16 protein-coding genes are annotated in these 16,040 nt (G+C 63.3%); all 16 read right to left on the bottom strand.

Features of this window, described 5'->3' with window-relative positions:
* Positions 1–6: 6 nt before the first annotated feature.
* The gene (gene glmS / locus PJ259_RS16040; protein WP_271653468.1) at positions 7–1,842 is read right to left on the bottom strand and encodes a glutamine--fructose-6-phosphate transaminase (isomerizing); all 1,836 of its coding nucleotides are present in this window, start codon (positions 1,840–1,842) and stop codon (positions 7–9) included.
* A 67-nt stretch (positions 1,843–1,909) separates the two neighbouring features.
* Entirely contained in the window at positions 1,910–2,680 is a 771-nt protein-coding gene (locus PJ259_RS16045) for a DeoR/GlpR family DNA-binding transcription regulator (protein WP_271653469.1), read from the bottom strand.
* A gap of 54 nt (positions 2,681–2,734) precedes the next feature.
* Entirely contained in the window at positions 2,735–4,102 is a 1,368-nt protein-coding gene (gene glmU / locus PJ259_RS16050) for a bifunctional UDP-N-acetylglucosamine diphosphorylase/glucosamine-1-phosphate N-acetyltransferase GlmU (protein WP_271653470.1), read from the bottom strand.
* A 152-nt stretch (positions 4,103–4,254) separates the two neighbouring features.
* Positions 4,255–4,680 (bottom strand): F0F1 ATP synthase subunit epsilon, encoded by a 426-nt coding sequence (locus PJ259_RS16055; RefSeq protein ID WP_059312990.1) that lies wholly within the window; start codon positions 4,678–4,680, stop codon positions 4,255–4,257.
* 38 nt (positions 4,681–4,718) lie between these two features.
* Positions 4,719–6,095 carry a F0F1 ATP synthase subunit beta gene (gene atpD, locus PJ259_RS16060; RefSeq protein ID WP_017641466.1) on the bottom strand — a complete coding sequence of 459 codons (1,377 nt, stop codon included), beginning with the start codon at positions 6,093–6,095 and terminating at the stop codon, positions 4,719–4,721.
* A 30-nt stretch (positions 6,096–6,125) separates the two neighbouring features.
* Positions 6,126–6,989 carry a F0F1 ATP synthase subunit gamma gene (gene atpG / locus PJ259_RS16065; RefSeq protein WP_059312991.1) on the bottom strand — a complete coding sequence of 288 codons (864 nt, stop codon included), beginning with the start codon at positions 6,987–6,989 and terminating at the stop codon, positions 6,126–6,128.
* 48 nt (positions 6,990–7,037) lie between these two features.
* The gene (gene atpA / locus PJ259_RS16070; protein WP_059312992.1) at positions 7,038–8,582 is read right to left on the bottom strand and encodes a F0F1 ATP synthase subunit alpha; all 1,545 of its coding nucleotides are present in this window, start codon (positions 8,580–8,582) and stop codon (positions 7,038–7,040) included.
* Between the two features lie 18 nt (positions 8,583–8,600).
* Positions 8,601–9,137 carry a F0F1 ATP synthase subunit delta gene (locus PJ259_RS16075; RefSeq protein ID WP_017641468.1) on the bottom strand — a complete coding sequence of 179 codons (537 nt, stop codon included), beginning with the start codon at positions 9,135–9,137 and terminating at the stop codon, positions 8,601–8,603.
* 12 nt (positions 9,138–9,149) lie between these two features.
* Positions 9,150–9,620, bottom strand: a complete 471-nt coding sequence (locus PJ259_RS16080) for a F0F1 ATP synthase subunit B (RefSeq protein WP_059312993.1) — start codon at positions 9,618–9,620, stop codon at positions 9,150–9,152.
* Between the two features lie 55 nt (positions 9,621–9,675).
* Positions 9,676–9,933, bottom strand: a complete 258-nt coding sequence (gene atpE, locus PJ259_RS16085) for a F0F1 ATP synthase subunit C (protein WP_003097235.1) — start codon at positions 9,931–9,933, stop codon at positions 9,676–9,678.
* Between the two features lie 138 nt (positions 9,934–10,071).
* Entirely contained in the window at positions 10,072–10,935 is an 864-nt protein-coding gene (gene atpB, locus PJ259_RS16090; protein WP_059312994.1) for a F0F1 ATP synthase subunit A, read from the bottom strand.
* A 16-nt stretch (positions 10,936–10,951) separates the two neighbouring features.
* Positions 10,952–11,356 carry a F0F1 ATP synthase subunit I gene (locus PJ259_RS16095; RefSeq protein ID WP_037006585.1) on the bottom strand — a complete coding sequence of 135 codons (405 nt, stop codon included), beginning with the start codon at positions 11,354–11,356 and terminating at the stop codon, positions 10,952–10,954.
* A 146-nt stretch (positions 11,357–11,502) separates the two neighbouring features.
* Positions 11,503–12,375 (bottom strand): ParB/RepB/Spo0J family partition protein, encoded by an 873-nt coding sequence (locus PJ259_RS16100; RefSeq protein WP_059312995.1) that lies wholly within the window; start codon positions 12,373–12,375, stop codon positions 11,503–11,505.
* Between the two features lie 9 nt (positions 12,376–12,384).
* Positions 12,385–13,179, bottom strand: a complete 795-nt coding sequence (locus PJ259_RS16105) for a ParA family protein (protein WP_059312996.1) — start codon at positions 13,177–13,179, stop codon at positions 12,385–12,387.
* A gap of 8 nt (positions 13,180–13,187) precedes the next feature.
* The gene (rsmG, locus tag PJ259_RS16110; RefSeq protein ID WP_271653471.1) at positions 13,188–13,832 is read right to left on the bottom strand and encodes a 16S rRNA (guanine(527)-N(7))-methyltransferase RsmG; all 645 of its coding nucleotides are present in this window, start codon (positions 13,830–13,832) and stop codon (positions 13,188–13,190) included.
* Positions 13,832–15,724, bottom strand: a complete 1,893-nt coding sequence (mnmG, locus tag PJ259_RS16115) for a tRNA uridine-5-carboxymethylaminomethyl(34) synthesis enzyme MnmG (protein ID WP_059312998.1) — start codon at positions 15,722–15,724, stop codon at positions 13,832–13,834. Before mnmG ends, rsmG begins: the two co-directional genes overlap by 1 nt.
* Positions 15,725–16,040 lie beyond the last annotated feature (316 nt).

Raw genomic sequence — 16,040 nt, forward strand, 5'->3', positions numbered from 1 at the left:
AACCCCTTATTCCACGGTCACCGACTTGGCCAAGTTGCGTGGCTGATCCACGTCGGTGCCCTTGAACACGGCCACGTGGTACGACAGCAGCTGCAGCGGGATGGTGTAGAGGATCGGGGACAGGGCATCGTGGATGTGCGGCATGGGCACGATACGGGTACCTTCACCTTCCTCGAAGGCAGCACGCTCGTCGGCGAAGACGATCAGCTGACCACCCCGTGCTCGCACCTCCTGCAGGTTGGACTTGAGCTTTTCCAGCAGTTCGTTGTTGGGCGCCACCGTCACCACCGGCATGTCGGCGTCGACCAGGGCCAGGGGACCATGCTTGAGCTCGCCAGCCGGATAGGCCTCGGCGTGGATGTAGGAGATCTCCTTGAGCTTGAGCGCGCCTTCCATGGCCACCGGGTACTGCTCGCCACGCCCGAGAAAAAGGGTGTGGTGCTTTTCGGCAAAGGACTCCGCCAGCTTTTCCACGGTCTTGTCCATGGCCAGGGCTTCATCCAGACGCGCCGGCAGACGGCGCAGCTCGGCCACCAGTTCGGCCTCGACACCGGCGTCCAGGCGCTGTTGGCAACGTCCCAGGCTTAGGGTCAGCAAGAGCAGTGAGACCAGCTGCGTGGTGAAGGCCTTGGTCGAGGCCACGCCGATCTCCGGACCCGCCTGGGTCAGGAAGCTCAACTGAGATTCGCGCACCAGGGAGCTGGTCGCTACGTTGCAGATCGCCAGGCTGCTCAGATAGCCGGATTGCTTGGCCATGCGCAGGGCCGCCAGGGTATCGGCGGTCTCGCCGGACTGGGAAATGGTCACGAACAGAGTGTCCGGACTGACGGCAACGCGGCGATAGCGGAATTCGCTGGCCACTTCTACCTGGCAGGGAATGCCCACGTATTCCTCGATCCAGTAGCGTGCCACCGAGCCTGCATGGAAGCTCGTCCCGCAGGCGACGATCTGTACCTGGCGCACCTTGGCGAACAACTCGGATGCCGCCGGGCCAAAGGCCTCGGGGAGCACCTGGCCATCGCCCAGGCGACCTTCCAGGGTGCGCTGGACCACGCTGGGCTGCTCGTGGATCTCCTTGAGCATGAAGTGGCGATAGGCGCCCTTGTCGGCGGCCTCGCTGCCTTCGTGGTACTGCACCGTCTCGCGCTGAACCGGCTGGCCATCCACATCCCAGAGGTTGACCTGATCCAGGCGGATCTCGGCCACGTCACCCTCTTCCAGATAGACGAAGCGGTCGGTGACCTGGCGCAGCGCCAGTTGGTCGGAGGCCAGGTAGTTCTCGCCCAGGCCGAGGCCGATCACCAGGGGGCTGCCACTGCGGGTCGCCACCAGGCGATCCGGCTGCTGGCGCCACACGGCCGCCAGGCCATAGGCGCCGTGCAATTCCTTGACCGCCGCCTTGAGCGCCGTGGTCAGGTCGCCGCTGTCCTGCAGCTTGAGGTGCAGCAGGTGAACAATGACCTCGGTATCGGTCTGAGAGGTGAAGACATAGCCCTGAGCCTTGAGCTGGGTCCGCAGGGCTTCGTGGTTCTCGATGATGCCGTTGTGCACCACCGCCACATCACCTTGGGAGAAGTGCGGGTGGGCATTGGCTTCGGTGGGCGCGCCATGGGTGGCCCAGCGGGTGTGGGCGATGCCCAGGCGACCGGCCAGGGGGTCTGCTAGCAACGCCGCTTCCAGTTCGCTGACCTTGCCGATGCGGCGCAGGCGCTGCAACTCGCCCTGGGCATCCAGCAGCGCCAGGCCGGCACTGTCGTAGCCACGGTACTCCAGGCGCTTGAGACCCTCGACCAGAATGGCGGTGATGTTACGCTCAGCAATGGCGCCGACGATTCCACACATGCTTACCTCCCGTTGCCTGTCTTATCCACAGCGACCCCGTTGAGTCGACTGTGGATGACCTGATTGTCTAGTTGTCCACAGGGGCGCAGATGACCTGCACCCCTTGGGTTTCGATCGCTCGGGCCGCTTCGGCCGGCAGGCGCTCATCGGTAATGAGCACATCCACTCTTTCCCAAGGTAGTTCCAGATTGGGAATTCGCCTGCCCAGCTTGCTCGCTTCGGCCATGACCACCACCTCCCGTGCCACCTCGGCCATCACCCGCGACAGCGACAGATGCTCGTTGAAGGTGGTGGTGCCCCGTTCCAGATCGAGACCGTCGGCACCGATGAATAGCTGATCGAAGTCGTAGGATCTCAATACCTGTTCGGCCACCTGTCCCTGGAAGGATTCAGAATGCGGATCCCAGGTCCCGCCGGTCATCAGCAGCATGGGTTCCTGTTCCAATTCGCGCAGGGCCGTAGCGACTTGCAGGGAATTGGTCATGACCACCAGGCCAGGACGGTGATCGAGCTGCGGAATCAGGGCCGCCGTAGTGCTGCCGCAGTCGATGATGATCCGCGCATGCTCACGCAGGCGCTGGACCGCCGCCCGGGCAATGCCCTGCTTGAAGGGCGAGGCCTGGGGGGGTGCCTCGGCCAGCAACTCCTGGGGCATGGCCACGGCGCCGCCGTAGCGACGCAGGAGTAGCCCATTGCGTTCGAGTGCGGCCAGATCCTTGCGGATGGTCACCTCGGACGTTTCCAGCTGGCGAGCCAGGCCATCCACGCTGACCTCGCCCTGCTCCTGAAGCTGGGCAAGGATGGCGTGACGACGCTGAGCGGTATTGCGGCGAGTCATAAATTTCGATTCGAAAGATAATGGATCGAATCAAAACCTAATAGTGGACAGCCGTCAAGTCTTGGGCGCCTTCTTCGGTCGCTGCCAGCCGGTCTTGTTGACCTGGCGTGCGCGGCCCAGTGCCAGGGCTTCGGCCGGCACATCGGCTGTGATGACCGAACCTGCCGCCGTGGTCGCCCCCGCTCCCAGGGTGACCGGGGCCACCAGGGAACTGTTGGAACCCACGAAGACGTCCGCGCCGATTTCGGTTCGAAACTTGTTGGCACCATCATAATTGCAGGTGATGGTACCCGCCCCTATGTTGCTGCCTGCGCCGATACTGGCGTCTCCGAGGTAGGTCAGGTGACCGGCCTTGGCGCCGTCCTGCAGCTGGGCGTTCTTGAGCTCGACGAAGTTGCCCACGTGCGCCTTGACGCCCAGTTCGCTGCCGGGACGCAAACGGGCGAAGGGACCGACGTCGGCGCCCTCCCCTACTACGGCCCCGTCCAGGTGGCTGTTGGCCTTGATGACGGCGCCGCGTTTGAGGACGCTGTCCTTGATCACGCAATTCGGACCGATACTGACACCATCCTCCAACACCACCCGGCCTTCGAGGATGACATTGATGTCGATGGAGACGTCGCGCCCGGCCTCGACCTGGCCCCGCTGATCGAAGCGCAGGGGATCGACCAGGGTCACGCCCTGCAGCATCAGGCGCTCGGCAGCGCGCTGCTGGAAGTGCCGTTCCAGCTGGGCCAGTTGCCGGCGATCGTTGGCGCCCTGTACTTCCATGGCCTCCGCCGGCTGACTGGTGGCGATGGTCAGGCCGTCCGCCACTGCCAGGGCAATGACGTCGGTCAGGTAGTACTCGCCCTGGGCATTGCTGTTAGATAGCCGGCCCAGCCATTCGGCCAGCCGCCGTCCCGGTACCGCGAGAATGCCGGTATTGCCCTCACGGATGGCGCGCTGGGCATCACTGGCGTCCTTGTGCTCGACGATGGCGGAGACCCGACCGTCGCCATCGCGCAGGATACGACCGTAGCCGGTGGGGTCGTCCAGCTCCACGGTCAACAGCGCCAGGTGGCTGTCATCCACCTGCTCTAGCAGACGCTGCAGGGTTTCGGTCTGGATCAAGGGCACATCGCCATAGAGGATCAGCACCCGCTCCGCCGTCAGCGACGGGGTCGCCTGAGCCACGGCATGACCGGTGCCGAGCTGCTCGGCCTGCACCACGAAGCTCACGTCGTCCGCGGCCAGCTGGTTGCGGACCTGGTCGGCGCCATGACCAATGACGACGTGGATGCCGGCCGGCTGTAGCTCACGGGCGCGGTCGAGGACATGCCCCAGCATGCTGCGACCGGCCACGGGATGCAGCACCTTGGGTAGAGCGGATCTCATGCGAGTGCCCTGGCCAGCGGCCAGGATGACGATTTCCAGGGACATCAGAACCTCGGAGACAGGAGGAAGAGACGGGCCGGCGACCGAAGGCGAGATGCCTTCCGAATCTGACCACGCGACATTTCTCGCCCACTTTTCGGGCGACAAAAGAAAAGGGTAGCCGAAGCTACCCTTGTCGTTACAGCCTGACCTTGCGCTTAGCGCTTGGCTTGCCGCTTGAGCTGCTGGATGGTGCGCAGCTGGGCGGCGGCTTCGGCGAGCTGAGCGGCGGCAGCGGTATAGTCGAACTCCGTGCCCTTGTCGCTCAGGGCGGCCTCGGCGCGCTGCTTGGCTTCCAGAGCGGCAGCTTCGTCGATGTCACCGGCGCGACTGGCGGTATCGGCCAGCACTTCGACGACATTCGGCTGCACTTCCAGGAAACCGCCGGAGATGTAGAACACCTCCTCGGCGCCCCCTTCCTTGACCAGGCGAATGGGGCCCGGTTTCAGGTCGGTGAGCAGCGGCGCATGGCCCGGGGCGATACCCAGATCACCCAGGTGGCCGTGGGCGATGATCATCTCCACCGCGCCGGAGAAGATTTCCCCTTCCGCGCTGACGATGTCGCATTGGACTGTCTTGGCCATAGCGTGCCTCTAAGAGCGCCCGTCGCCGGGCGCGGCAGTTACAGTTTCTTGGCTTTCTCGATGGCTTCGTCGATGCCGCCGACCATGTAGAACGCCTGCTCGGGCAGGTGATCGTAGTCGCCGCGCAGAATCCCGGAGAAGCCGGCGATGGTGTCCTTGAGGGACACGTACTTGCCGGGCGAACCGGTGAAGACTTCGGCCACGAAGAACGGCTGGGACAGGAAGCGCTGGATTTTACGAGCGCGGGATACCAGCTGCTTGTCGGACTCGGACAGTTCGTCCATGCCCAGGATCGCGATGATGTCCTTCAGCTCCTTGTAGCGCTGCAGCACGTACTGGACGCCGCGAGCGGTGTCGTAGTGCTCCTGGCCGATCACGTTCGGGTCCAGCTGGCGCGAGGTGGAGTCCAGGGGATCGACCGCCGGGTAGATACCCAAGGAGGCGATGTCACGGGACAGAACCACGGTGGCGTCCAGGTGGGCGAAGGTGGTCGCCGGGGACGGGTCGGTCAAGTCATCCGCAGGGACGTAAACGGCCTGTACGGAGGTGATCGAACCCAGCTTGGTGGAGGTGATGCGCTCCTGCAGGACGCCCATCTCCTCGGCCAGGGTCGGCTGGTAGCCCACCGCGGACGGCATACGACCCAGCAGCGCGGACACTTCGGTGCCGGCCAGGGTGTAGCGGTAGATGTTGTCGACGAACAACAGGACGTCACGGCCTTCGTCACGGAATTTCTCGGCCATGGTCAGGCCGGTCAGGGCCACGCGCAGACGGTTGCCCGGCGGCTCGTTCATCTGGCCATAGACCAGGGCGACCTTGTCCAGAACGTTGGAGTCCTTCATCTCGTGGTAGAAGTCGTTCCCTTCACGGGTACGCTCGCCCACACCGGCGAACACGGAATAACCGCTGTGCTCGATGGCGATGTTACGGATGAGCTCCATCATGTTGACGGTCTTGCCCACGCCGGCGCCGCCGAACAGGCCGACCTTGCCACCCTTGGCGAACGGGCAGACCAGGTCGATGACCTTGATGCCGGTTTCCAGCAGGTCGTTACCGCCAGCCTGTTCTGCATAGGACGGGGCCTTGCGGTGGATTTCCCAACGCTCTTCCTCGCCGATGGGGCCGGCTTCGTCGATGGGGTTGCCCAGGACGTCCATGATGCGGCCGAGGGTCTTGACGCCGACCGGGACCTTGATGGCCTCGCCGGTGTTGCCCACGTTCAGGCCACGCTTGAGGCCTTCGGTGCTACCCATGGCGATGGTCCGGACCACGCCGTCGCCCAGCTGCTGCTGGACTTCCAGGGTGGTTTCGGCACCCTGCACCTTGAGGGCGTCAAAGACGCGCGGTACCGCGTCGCGCGGGAATTCCACGTCGATCACGGCGCCGATGATTTGTACGATACGTCCGCTACTCATTTCGCGTTCCTCGAATGTTTAAGCTGTCCGTCAGACCGCGGCGGCGCCGCCGACGATTTCCGAAATTTCCTGGGTGATCGCAGCCTGGCGAGCCTTGTTGTAGACCAGCTGCAGGTCCTTGATGAGATCGCCGGCGTTGTCGGTGGCGTTCTTCATCGCGATCATCCGCGCGGCCTGTTCGCTGGCAGCGTTCTCGACCACGGCCTGATACACCTGGGACTCCACGTAGCGCACCAACAGGCCGTCGAGCAGGGTCTTGGCGTCGGGCTCGTAGAGGTAGTCCCAATGCTTGCCCTGCAGCTCACCGCCCTCGGCCGGAACCAGCGGCACCAGCTGCTGGATGGTCGGCTTCTGGGTCATGGTGTTGACGAAGACGTTGGATACCACGTACAGGCGGTCGATACGGCCGTCCAGGTAGGCATCCAGCATCACCTTGATGCTGCCGATCAGATCGCCGATCGCCGGCTCTTCGCCGAGGTGGCTGATGGCCGCGACCACGTTGCCGCCGAAGCTACGGAAGAAGGAGGCACCCTTGGCCCCGATCACCGCCAGATCGATTTCCACACCCTTGCCGCGCTGGTCGCCCATGTCGCGGACCAGAGCCTTGAACAGGTTGGTGTTCAGACCACCGGCCAGACCCCGATCGGAGCTGACCACGATGTAGCCGACGCGCTTGACCTCGCGTTCCACCATGAAGGCATGGCGGTACTCGGGGTTGGCGTTGGCCAGGTGGCCGATCACAGCGCGGATGCGCTCGGCATAAGGCTTGCTGGCAGCCATGCGGGCCTGAGCCTTACGCATCTTGCTGACCGCAACCTTTTCCATGGCGCTGGTGATCTTCTGTGTGCTTTTGATGCTCGCGATCTTGCCGCGAATCTCTTTTGCGCCTGCCATGTGACACCTATCGGGTTGGCAAACGGGGGCTGGCGCCCCCGTCGCGGCTTACCAGGTTTGCGTGGCCTTGAACTTCTCGATTCCCGCCTTGATACCGGCGTCGATCTCGTCGTTGAAGTCGCCCTTCACGTTGATCTTGGCCATCAGGTCGGCGTGATCGCGGTTGAAGTAGGCGATCAGGGCCTGCTCGAAGCTACCGATCTTGTCCAGGGCCACATCGCTCAGGAAACCACGCTCGGCGGCGTACAGGCTCAGGGACATCTCGGCGATGGACATGGGCGCGTACTGCTTCTGCTTCATCAGCTCGGTGACGCGCTGACCATGCTCGAGCTGCTTGCGGGTGGCTTCGTCCAGGTCCGAGGCGAACTGGGCGAAGGCCGCCAGTTCACGGTACTGGGCCAGCGCGGTACGGATACCGCCCGACAGCTTCTTGATGATCTTGGTCTGGGCCGCACCACCCACACGGGATACCGAGACACCGGCGTTGACCGCCGGGCGGATGCCCGAGTTGAACAGGCCGGCTTCCAGGAAGATCTGGCCGTCGGTGATGGAGATCACGTTTGTCGGAACGAAGGCGGACACGTCGCCGGCCTGGGTCTCGATGATCGGCAGGGCGGTCAGCGAGCCGGTCTTGCCGGTCACGGCGCCGTTGGTGAACTTCTCGACGTAGTCGGCGGAGACGCGGGAAGCGCGCTCGAGCAGACGGCTGTGGAGATAGAACACGTCGCCGGGATAGGCTTCACGGCCCGGCGGACGACGCAGCAGCAGGGAGATCTGGCGATAGGCCACGGCCTGCTTGGACAGATCGTCATAGACGATCAGGGCGTCTTCACCGCGGTCGCGGAAGTATTCGCCCATGGTGCAACCCGAGTAGGGCGCCAGGAACTGCAGGGCAGCCGATTCGGACGCACTGGCTGCCACCACGATGGTGTTGTGCAGAGCGCCGTTCTCTTCCAGCTTGCGTACCACGTTGGCGATGGTCGACTGCTTCTGACCAATGGCGACGTAGACGCAGCGGATGCCGCTGTTCTTCTGGTTGATGATGGCATCGATCGCCATGGCGGTCTTGCCGATCTGACGGTCACCGATGATCAGCTCACGCTGACCACGACCAACCGGGATCATGGCATCGACGGCCTTGTAGCCGGTCTGCACCGGCTGGTCGACCGACTGACGCCAGATCACGCCCGGTGCGACCTTTTCGACGGCGTCGGTGGCGCTGGCATTCAGCGGACCCTTGCCATCGATGGGGTTGCCCAGGGCGTCGACGACGCGACCCAGCAGTTCCGGACCAACCGGGACTTCCAGGATGCGGCCGGTGCACTTGGCGCTCATGCCTTCGGCCAGACCCAGGTAGCTACCCAGGACCACGGCGCCGACGGAGTCCTGCTCCAGGTTCAGTGCCATGCCGTAGATGCCGCCGGGGAATTCGATCATTTCGCCGTACATGACGTCGGCCAGACCGAAGATCCGCACGATACCGTCAGACACGCTGACGATGGTGCCTTCGTTGCGGGCTTGCGAGGTCACGTCGAGCTTGTCGATGCGACCCTTGATGATTTCACTAATTTCGGAAGGATTGAGTTGCTGCATGCTACTGCCCCTTCAAACTCAAGGTTTCAACGCTTCGGCCAGTTGCGCGAGCTTGCCGCGAACGGAGCCATCGATTACCAAGTCGCCGGCGCGGATAACCACACCACCGATCAGGCTCGCATCCTCGGATGCATTAAGTCGCACGTGTCGACCTAGCCTTGCGCTGAGAGCCTTGGCGAGTTTGTCTTGCTGTTCTTCGCTCAGGGCGAAAGCACTGGTGACTTCCGCCTCGATGGATTTTTCCTGCTCGGCCTTGTACGCCTCGTAGATCTCGGCGATGGCCGGGAACAGGTCGATCCGGTTGTTTTCTGCCACGGTCCGAACGAAGTTCTGGGACTGTGCATCCAGCTGATCGCCACATACGTCGATGAGCAATCCGGCCTTGGCGTCCGCAGTCAACTGCGGCTGCTGAAGCAGCTGGCGCACGGTCCCGTCCTGGGATACCGCGGCGAGCAGCCCGAGCGCGGCCGACCATTGGGTCAGCTGCTGCTGGGACTGTGCGAACTCGAAAGCCGCCTTGGCATAGGGCCGGGCCAGCGTGTTCAGTTCTGCCATTGGTGGCCTCGCTTAGATTTCCGCTGCCAGTCGGTCAACCAACTGGGCATGAGCATTGGCATCAACGGTCGATCCAAGGATCTTCTCGGCGCCGGCCACGGCCAGCAGACCGACGCGAGCACGCAGGGCGTCCTTCGCACTGTTGATTTCCTGCTCGATTTCAGCCTGAGCCTGCGCCTTGATCCGGTCGCCTTCGGCACGGGCCTTGGCCTGTGCGTCCTCGACGATCTGAGCGGCACGCTTGTTGGCTTGCTCGATGATCTCGGCCGCCTGCCCCTTGGCTTCGTTCACTTTCTGGTTGGCTTGCTGCTGTGCCACTTCCAGATCACGAGCCGCGCGGTTGGCAGCGTCAAGGCCATCGGCAATCTTCTTCTCACGCTCACGCAGCGCCGAGATGATCGGCGGCCACACGTACTTCATGCAGAAGAGCACGAAGATGAAGAAGGCAACGGACTGGCCTATCAGGGTTGCATTAATGTTCACGCCAACACCTCGCTCGTTCGTTGTCCATCAGTCCTGCCTACACCCCTGGGGGTGATCAGCCGGCGATCTGACCAACGAAGGGGTTAGCGAAGGTGAAGAACAGGGCGATACCAACACCGATCATGGTCACGGCGTCGAGCAGACCGGCGACGATGAACATCTTGACTTGCAGCATCGGAACCATTTCCGGCTGACGAGCGGCGCCTTCGAGGAACTTGCCACCCAGCAGACCGAAGCCAATGGCGGTACCCAGAGCGCCCAGGCCAATCAGCAGAGCAACGGCGATCGCGGTCAAACCAACTACAGTTTCCATCTTTCCTCCCGACTTTTTTAGTCGTCTTGGTTAAGGTTGAAGCGAAAAAGTTTTCCCAAGTCCCCCGGCGGACAAGGCCCCCGGGACTCACGGCAGAACCGCCTCCAGACGCCGTCAGCAGCGCCCGGGGGCCATTCCTCAGTGACTTTCTTCGTGCGCCATCGACAGGTAGACGATGGTCAGCATCATGAAGATAAACGCCTGCAGGGTGATGATGAGGATGTGGAACACCGCCCACGCCCACTGCAGCACGATACCCAGACCACCCAGTGCCAGACCGTTGGCGAACATGATGGCGATGAGGATGAAGATCAGCTCGCCAGCATACATGTTGCCGAACAGTCGCAGTGCCAGCGAGATCGGCTTGGCGATCAGGGTGACGAACTCGAGCAGGAAGTTGATCGGGATCAGGATGATCTGCAGCAGCATGTTCTTGCTGCTGAAGGGATGCAGGGTCAGCTCGCCGAAGAAGCCGCCGATACCTTTCATCTTGATGCTGTAGAAGATCAGCAGGGCGAACACCGACAGGGCCATGCCCAGGGTGGCGTTCGGGTCGGTGGTCGGAACCACGCGGAAGTAGGTGTGCTCGCCAAACAGCATGCCGGCCACGGACGGCAGCCAGTCCACCGGCACCAGGTCCATCAGGTTCATCAGGAAGATCCAGACGAAGATGGTCAGGGCCAGGGGCGCGATCAGGGCGTTCTTGCCGTGGAAGGTGTCACGGACGCTGCCGTCCACGAATTCGACCAGCACCTCGACGAAGTTCTGCAGACCGCCAGGCTGACCACTGGTGGCCTTCTTGGCGATGCTGCGGAACAGCACCAGGAAGATCAGGCCCAGGGCGACCGACCAGCCAAGGGTATCCACGTGGAAGGCCCAGAAGCCCATTTCCTTAGCTTCAGCGGGGGTGTGGGCGAAGCTCCAGCCGTTCACCGGGTGCATACCATAGGTCAGGTTCTGCAGGTGGTGCTGGATGTAGCCCGAAGCGGAGTCTGCTGCCATGTGTGCCTCGAATGCCTTAAGGTCTAGTCGGTTTTTTCAGTAGCAGGGGCGCGCCGGCATTGACCATCAGCGTCAACAGATAGACGCCGAACAGTGCAGGAGCCGAAAGCGGTTTTACCCCGGCAAACGTCAGTGCAAAGAGCACTGCCGTGAGAATCAGTTTGCCCGCCTCGCCCGAGTAGAAAGAACGGACGATGTCACGGGCGGCATGGGCGCCGCGATAGCGGAACGCCTTGAACGAAAAATACAGATTGGGCAGCCAGGCAATCAGCCCGCCCAACAATCCGGAATAACCGGCGACCTTACCGACGAAGCAAGACAAGACAACGGCGGCACACGACGCGACAGCCAGTTGGACGAGCAGCAGGCGAAAGGCAGGCTGATGATGGAAAGGCAGGCGTTTGGGCGTGCGGCGGTCCATCGGCTCGAAGTCCTCTGGTGTCGGCTTAATAGTTGTTTTCACTGGCATGCTTTGTGCCGACAAAAAGCGGGCAAAGTATAGGGGCGCGCCAGGGGTGGTTCAAGCCACCCCGGACAGATTGCCTTTCCTGCCGTAACGCATTTGTGTCAGCGAATGTGCGCCAGTACGCCTTGAAGTTCGTCCAAAGAGGTGTAACGGATGACCAGTTGCCCCTTCCCCTTCTCGCCATGGCGGATCTGCACGTTGGCGCCCAAACGCTCGGCCAGACGCTGCTCCAGACGACTGATGTCCGGATCCACGGGGGGCGCCTTCTCGCTTGGTTCCACGCCACTGAGCCACTGGCGGACCAGGGCTTCGGTCTGACGAACCGTCAGGCCCCGTGCGACAACGTGCCGCGCCCCTTCGGCCTGACGGCCCTTCGGCAGGCCGAGCAAGGCCCGCGCGTGGCCCATTTCCAGCTCGCCCTTGGCCAGCAGCTCCTTGGCGTCTTCGGCCAGCGCCAGCAGGCGCAGCAGGTTGGTCACGCCCGAGCGCGACTTGCCGACGGCTTCGGCCACCTGGGCCTGGGTCAGCTCGAACTCATCCTGTAGCCGCTGCAGGGCCATGGCCTCTTCCAGCGGGTTGAGGTTCTGCCGCTGGATGTTCTCGATCAGCGCCAGGGCAATGGCCACCTGGTCAGGGACGTCGCGGACCAGCGCCGGGATACGCTCCAGACCCGCCTGCTGGCTGGCACGCCAGCGGCGTTCACCGGCGATGATCTCGTAGCGACCCTCACCGATGGCACGCACCACGATGGGCTGCATCAGTCCCTGGGTGCGGATGGAATTGGCCAATTCTTCCAGCGCGACGGGATCCATGTGCTGGCGCGGCTGGTACTTGCCGCGCTGGATGATGTCCAGCGGCAGCGATTGCAATTCGCTGACCGGGGTGGCGGCAGCCTGCTCCTGCAGGACCTTGACGCTGGCGCCGCCGAGCAGGGCATCGAGGCCGCGGCCCAGTCCTCGTTTCTTCACAGCCATGGGGATTCCTTAGGCAGTCTTGGCGGTGCGAGCCGCCTTGCGCTGACGTTTGACCAGCTCGCTGGCCAGCTCCAGATAGGCCGCAGCCCCTTTCGAACTCTTGTCGTAGACCAGGGCGGGCATACCGTAGCTGGGCGCTTCGGCCAGGCGGACGTTGCGCGGAATGATGGTTTCGTAGAGCTCGTCGCCAAAGTGCTGCTTGAGCTGGGCGGCGACGTCGTTGGCCAGGCCGATGCGCGGATCGAACATGGTGCGCAGCAGGCCTTCGATCTTGAGCTGGGGATTCAGCCGCTGGGCGATGTGCTGGATGCTGCCGATCAGATCGGTCAGGCCTTCCAGGGCGAAGTATTCGCACTGCATGGGGATGATCACGCCATCGGCGGCCACCAGCCCGTTGATGGTCAGCATGGACAGCGACGGCGGACAGTCGATGAGCACGTAGTCGTAGTTGTCCCGCACCGGCGCCAGGGCATCGCGCAGGCGACTCTCGCGACCGGTCATCTCCAGCAGTTCGACCTCCGCGGCGGTGACATCACGGTTAGACGGCAGCAGCTGGTAGCCGCCGTGTTCGGAAAAATGCATGGCATCGAGCAGACCGCAGGCGCCGGTGAGAACATCCAGTACCGAATGCTCCAGGGCGTGCTTGTCCACTCCACTGCCCATGGTGGCGTTACCCTGGGGATCGAGATCGATCAGCAGCACCTTGCGCCGGTTGGTGGCGGCCAGAGAAGCGGCGAGATTGATGCACGTGGTGGTCTTGCCCACCCCGCCCTTCTGGTTGGCTATCGCGTAAACCTTGGCCATGTACCGCCTTACCCCTCTCCAATCGTGCGGCGCAGTATCAGCAAGTGCCGCTGGCCTTGGCAACCGGGAACCGCGAGGACGTGCGCCGCCGCAACCCGGAAATCCGCTGGTAGCTTGGCCAGCTCGTCGTCGGGGTGCAGCCCCTTCATCGCCAGCCACTGTGTTTGGTTGTCGCCCAGATGCCGCGTCCAGGTGGCGAATTCATCGATGGCGCTGAACGCCCGCGAGACGATGCCGGTGAAGGGCGTCGCCGGCTGGAAGGCCTCGACACGGGCGTGGACCACCTCGAGGTTGTCCAGACCCAGTTCGATCTTGGCCTGGGTCAGGAAGCGCGTCTTCTTGCCGTTGCTGTCGAGCAGGGTGAAGCGCGATTCGGGAAACAGGATCGCCAGGGGAATGCCCGGCATGCCGCCGCCGCTGCCCACATCCAGCCAGTGCCCGGCGCCCACGTGGGGGACGATGCTGAGGCTGTCCAGCAGGTGCCGCGAAACCATCTCGTCAGGATCACGCACCGCGGTCAGGTTGTAGGCCTTGTTCCACTTGACCAGCAGGTCCAGGTAGCCCAGCAGCCGCTCCTCCACCGGGGCGGAGAGCATCACACCCAGGGTCTCGGCGCCCTGGCGCAGTTCGTTGGCTTGAATCGCGCTGGCCATCAGGCGCTGTGCTCCAGGCTGCGACCGGCGCTGCGCTTCTTCAGGTGGATCAGCAGCAGCGAGACCGCCGCCGGCGTGACGCCAGGGATACGCGAGGCCTGCCCCAGGGTCTCGGGACGGGCCTGGGCCAGCTTGTGCTGGATCTCCTTGGACAGTCCGGAGATGGTGGCGTAGTCGAGCTCTGCCGGCAGCGCCACGGCGTCACTGGCGCGCAGACGCTGGATCTCGTCCTGCTGGCGATCGATATAGCCGGCGTACTTGGTCTTGATCTCGATCTGCTCGGCGACCTGGGTCTCGGCTGGCGTCTGGCCCACGGCGGCCATCAGGCCGGCGTAGTCGATCTCCGGACGCGCCAGCAGATTCTGCAGGTTGTATTCGTGATTGAGCGGCGTGCCGAAGCGCTCGGCTACCGCCGTGCCCTCGGGCGTGCCCGGGCGAATCCAGGTCGCCTTGAGGCGCTGCTCTTCCAGGGCGATGCCTTCGCGCTTGGCCTCGAACAGCGCCCAGCGCTGATCGTCCACCAGGCCCAGTTCCCGGCCCTTTTCGGTCAGGCGCAGGTCGGCGTTATCTTCGCGCAGGATCAGCCGGTACTCGGCGCGCGAGGTGAACATCCGGTAGGGCTCCTGGGTGCCCAGGGTGATGAGGTCATCCACTAGGACGCCGAGGTAGGCCTCGTCGCGGCGCGGACACCAGGCTTCACGGCCCTGGGCGCGCAGCGCGGCGTTGGCCCCGGCGAGCAGACCCTGGGCGCCGGCTTCTTCGTAACCGGTGGTGCCATTGATCTGGCCGGCGAAGAACAGGCCGGCGATGACCTTGGTTTCCAGGCTGTACTTGAGATCCCGCGGATCGAAGAAGTCGTATTCGATGGCGTAGCCGGGCCGCAGGATGTGGGCGTTTTCCATGCCGCGCATGGAGCGCACCACCTCGAGCTGCACATCGAAGGGCAGCGAGGTGGAGATGCCGTTGGGGTAGAGCTCGTGGGTGGTCAGACCCTCGGGTTCGAGAAAGACCTGATGGCTGTCCTTGTCGGCGAAGCGATGGATCTTGTCTTCGATGGATGGACAGTAGCGCGGCCCTACCCCTTCGATCACGCCCGAATACATGGGCGAACGATCCAGGTTGGCGCGGATGATGTCGTGGGTGCGGGCGTTGGTATGGGTGATCCAGCAGCTGACCTGCTGCGGATGCTGCTCGCGATTGCCGAGGAAGGACATCACCGGCAAGGGGGTATCCCCGGGCTGCTCGGTCATCACCGAGAAATCCACCGACCGGCCGTCGATGCGCGGTGGCGTACCGGTCTTCAGGCGGGACACCCGTAGCGGCAGTTCCCGCAGGCGCTGGGCCAGGGCGATGGCGGGCGGATCTCCCGCTCGTCCACCGCTGTGGTTCTGCATGCCGATGTGGATAAGACCACCAAGGAAGGTCCCGGCGGTCAGCACCACGTTATCCGCATGGAATTTCAGGCCCATCTGGGTGATCACGCCGGCAACGCGATCCCCCTCGACGATGAGGTCGTCACAGGCTTGCTGGAATATCCACAGGTTGGGCTGGTTTTCCAAGGCGTAGCGGATAGCCGCCTTGTACAGCACGCGATCGGCCTGGGCGCGAGTGGCGCGGACGGCAGGTCCCTTGCGGCTGTTGAGAATACGGAACTGGATGCCGGCGAGATCCGTCGCCGCGGCCATGGCGCCGCCCAGGGCATCGATCTCCTTGACCAGATGGCTCTTGCCGATGCCGCCAATGGCGGGATTGCAGCTCATCTGGCCGAGAGTTTCCACATTATGCGTGAGCAGCAGGGTACGCACACCCATACGGGCGGCCGCCAGGGCCGCTTCGGTACCGGCATGGCCGCCGCCGATCACGATGACGTCGAAACGGGAAGGAAAGTCCACCACGCACCTCGTGCCTGTTGGCAGGAATTCGAAGGAAAGCCGGCAAGTATAAGGCCTAGGCCAGTCTTGCAGAAGGGGCTCTGGCCAAAAAATGACCAGTCAGCGGTGAGGGGCTCCAATATAAACAATAGAGAAGAAAGTTTTAAAAGGACTGTTATAGAGCTTATGTATACGCAAGCCATTTTCTGTGGATAACCTTACACAGGCCACGTCGGGGCTGGGCTGGGGAAAACCTGAACCCGGTGTACGTCTTGTGCTGTGGATGAACACAAGCTCTCAGCATCCTGTGGAGCCTTTGCTCGCTTATCCACAACGC

Origin of the sequence: Pseudomonas sp. JBR1 (assembly GCF_028198185.1) — a bacterium.
In the GTDB taxonomy this organism is placed as follows: Bacteria; Pseudomonadota; Gammaproteobacteria; order Pseudomonadales; family Pseudomonadaceae; genus Chryseomonas; species Chryseomonas oryzihabitans_E.

Bases quoted from the DNA above. Each gene is read 5' to 3' on its own strand.
- PJ259_RS16105 (WP_059312996.1), bottom strand. From the start codon at position 13,179: ATGGCCAAGGTTTACGCGATAGCCAACCAGAAGGGCGGGGTGGGCAAG.
- PJ259_RS16100 (WP_059312995.1), bottom strand. From the start codon at position 12,375: ATGGCTGTGAAGAAACGAGGACTGGGCCGCGGCCTCGATGCCCTGCTC.
- PJ259_RS16045 (WP_271653469.1), bottom strand. From the start codon at position 2,680: ATGACTCGCCGCAATACCGCTCAGCGTCGTCACGCCATCCTTGCCCAG.
- PJ259_RS16095 (WP_037006585.1), bottom strand. From the start codon at position 11,356: ATGGACCGCCGCACGCCCAAACGCCTGCCTTTCCATCATCAGCCTGCC.
- atpA (WP_059312992.1), bottom strand. From the start codon at position 8,582: ATGCAGCAACTCAATCCTTCCGAAATTAGTGAAATCATCAAGGGTCGC.
- rsmG (WP_271653471.1), bottom strand. From the start codon at position 13,832: ATGGCCAGCGCGATTCAAGCCAACGAACTGCGCCAGGGCGCCGAGACC.
- PJ259_RS16075 (WP_017641468.1), bottom strand. From the start codon at position 9,137: ATGGCAGAACTGAACACGCTGGCCCGGCCCTATGCCAAGGCGGCTTTC.
- atpE (WP_003097235.1), bottom strand. From the start codon at position 9,933: ATGGAAACTGTAGTTGGTTTGACCGCGATCGCCGTTGCTCTGCTGATT.
- glmU (WP_271653470.1), bottom strand. From the start codon at position 4,102: ATGTCCCTGGAAATCGTCATCCTGGCCGCTGGCCAGGGCACTCGCATG.
- atpB (WP_059312994.1), bottom strand. From the start codon at position 10,935: ATGGCAGCAGACTCCGCTTCGGGCTACATCCAGCACCACCTGCAGAAC.
- PJ259_RS16055 (WP_059312990.1), bottom strand. From the start codon at position 4,680: ATGGCCAAGACAGTCCAATGCGACATCGTCAGCGCGGAAGGGGAAATC.
- atpG (WP_059312991.1), bottom strand. From the start codon at position 6,989: ATGGCAGGCGCAAAAGAGATTCGCGGCAAGATCGCGAGCATCAAAAGC.
- atpD (WP_017641466.1), bottom strand. From the start codon at position 6,095: ATGAGTAGCGGACGTATCGTACAAATCATCGGCGCCGTGATCGACGTG.
- glmS (WP_271653468.1), bottom strand. From the start codon at position 1,842: ATGTGTGGAATCGTCGGCGCCATTGCTGAGCGTAACATCACCGCCATT.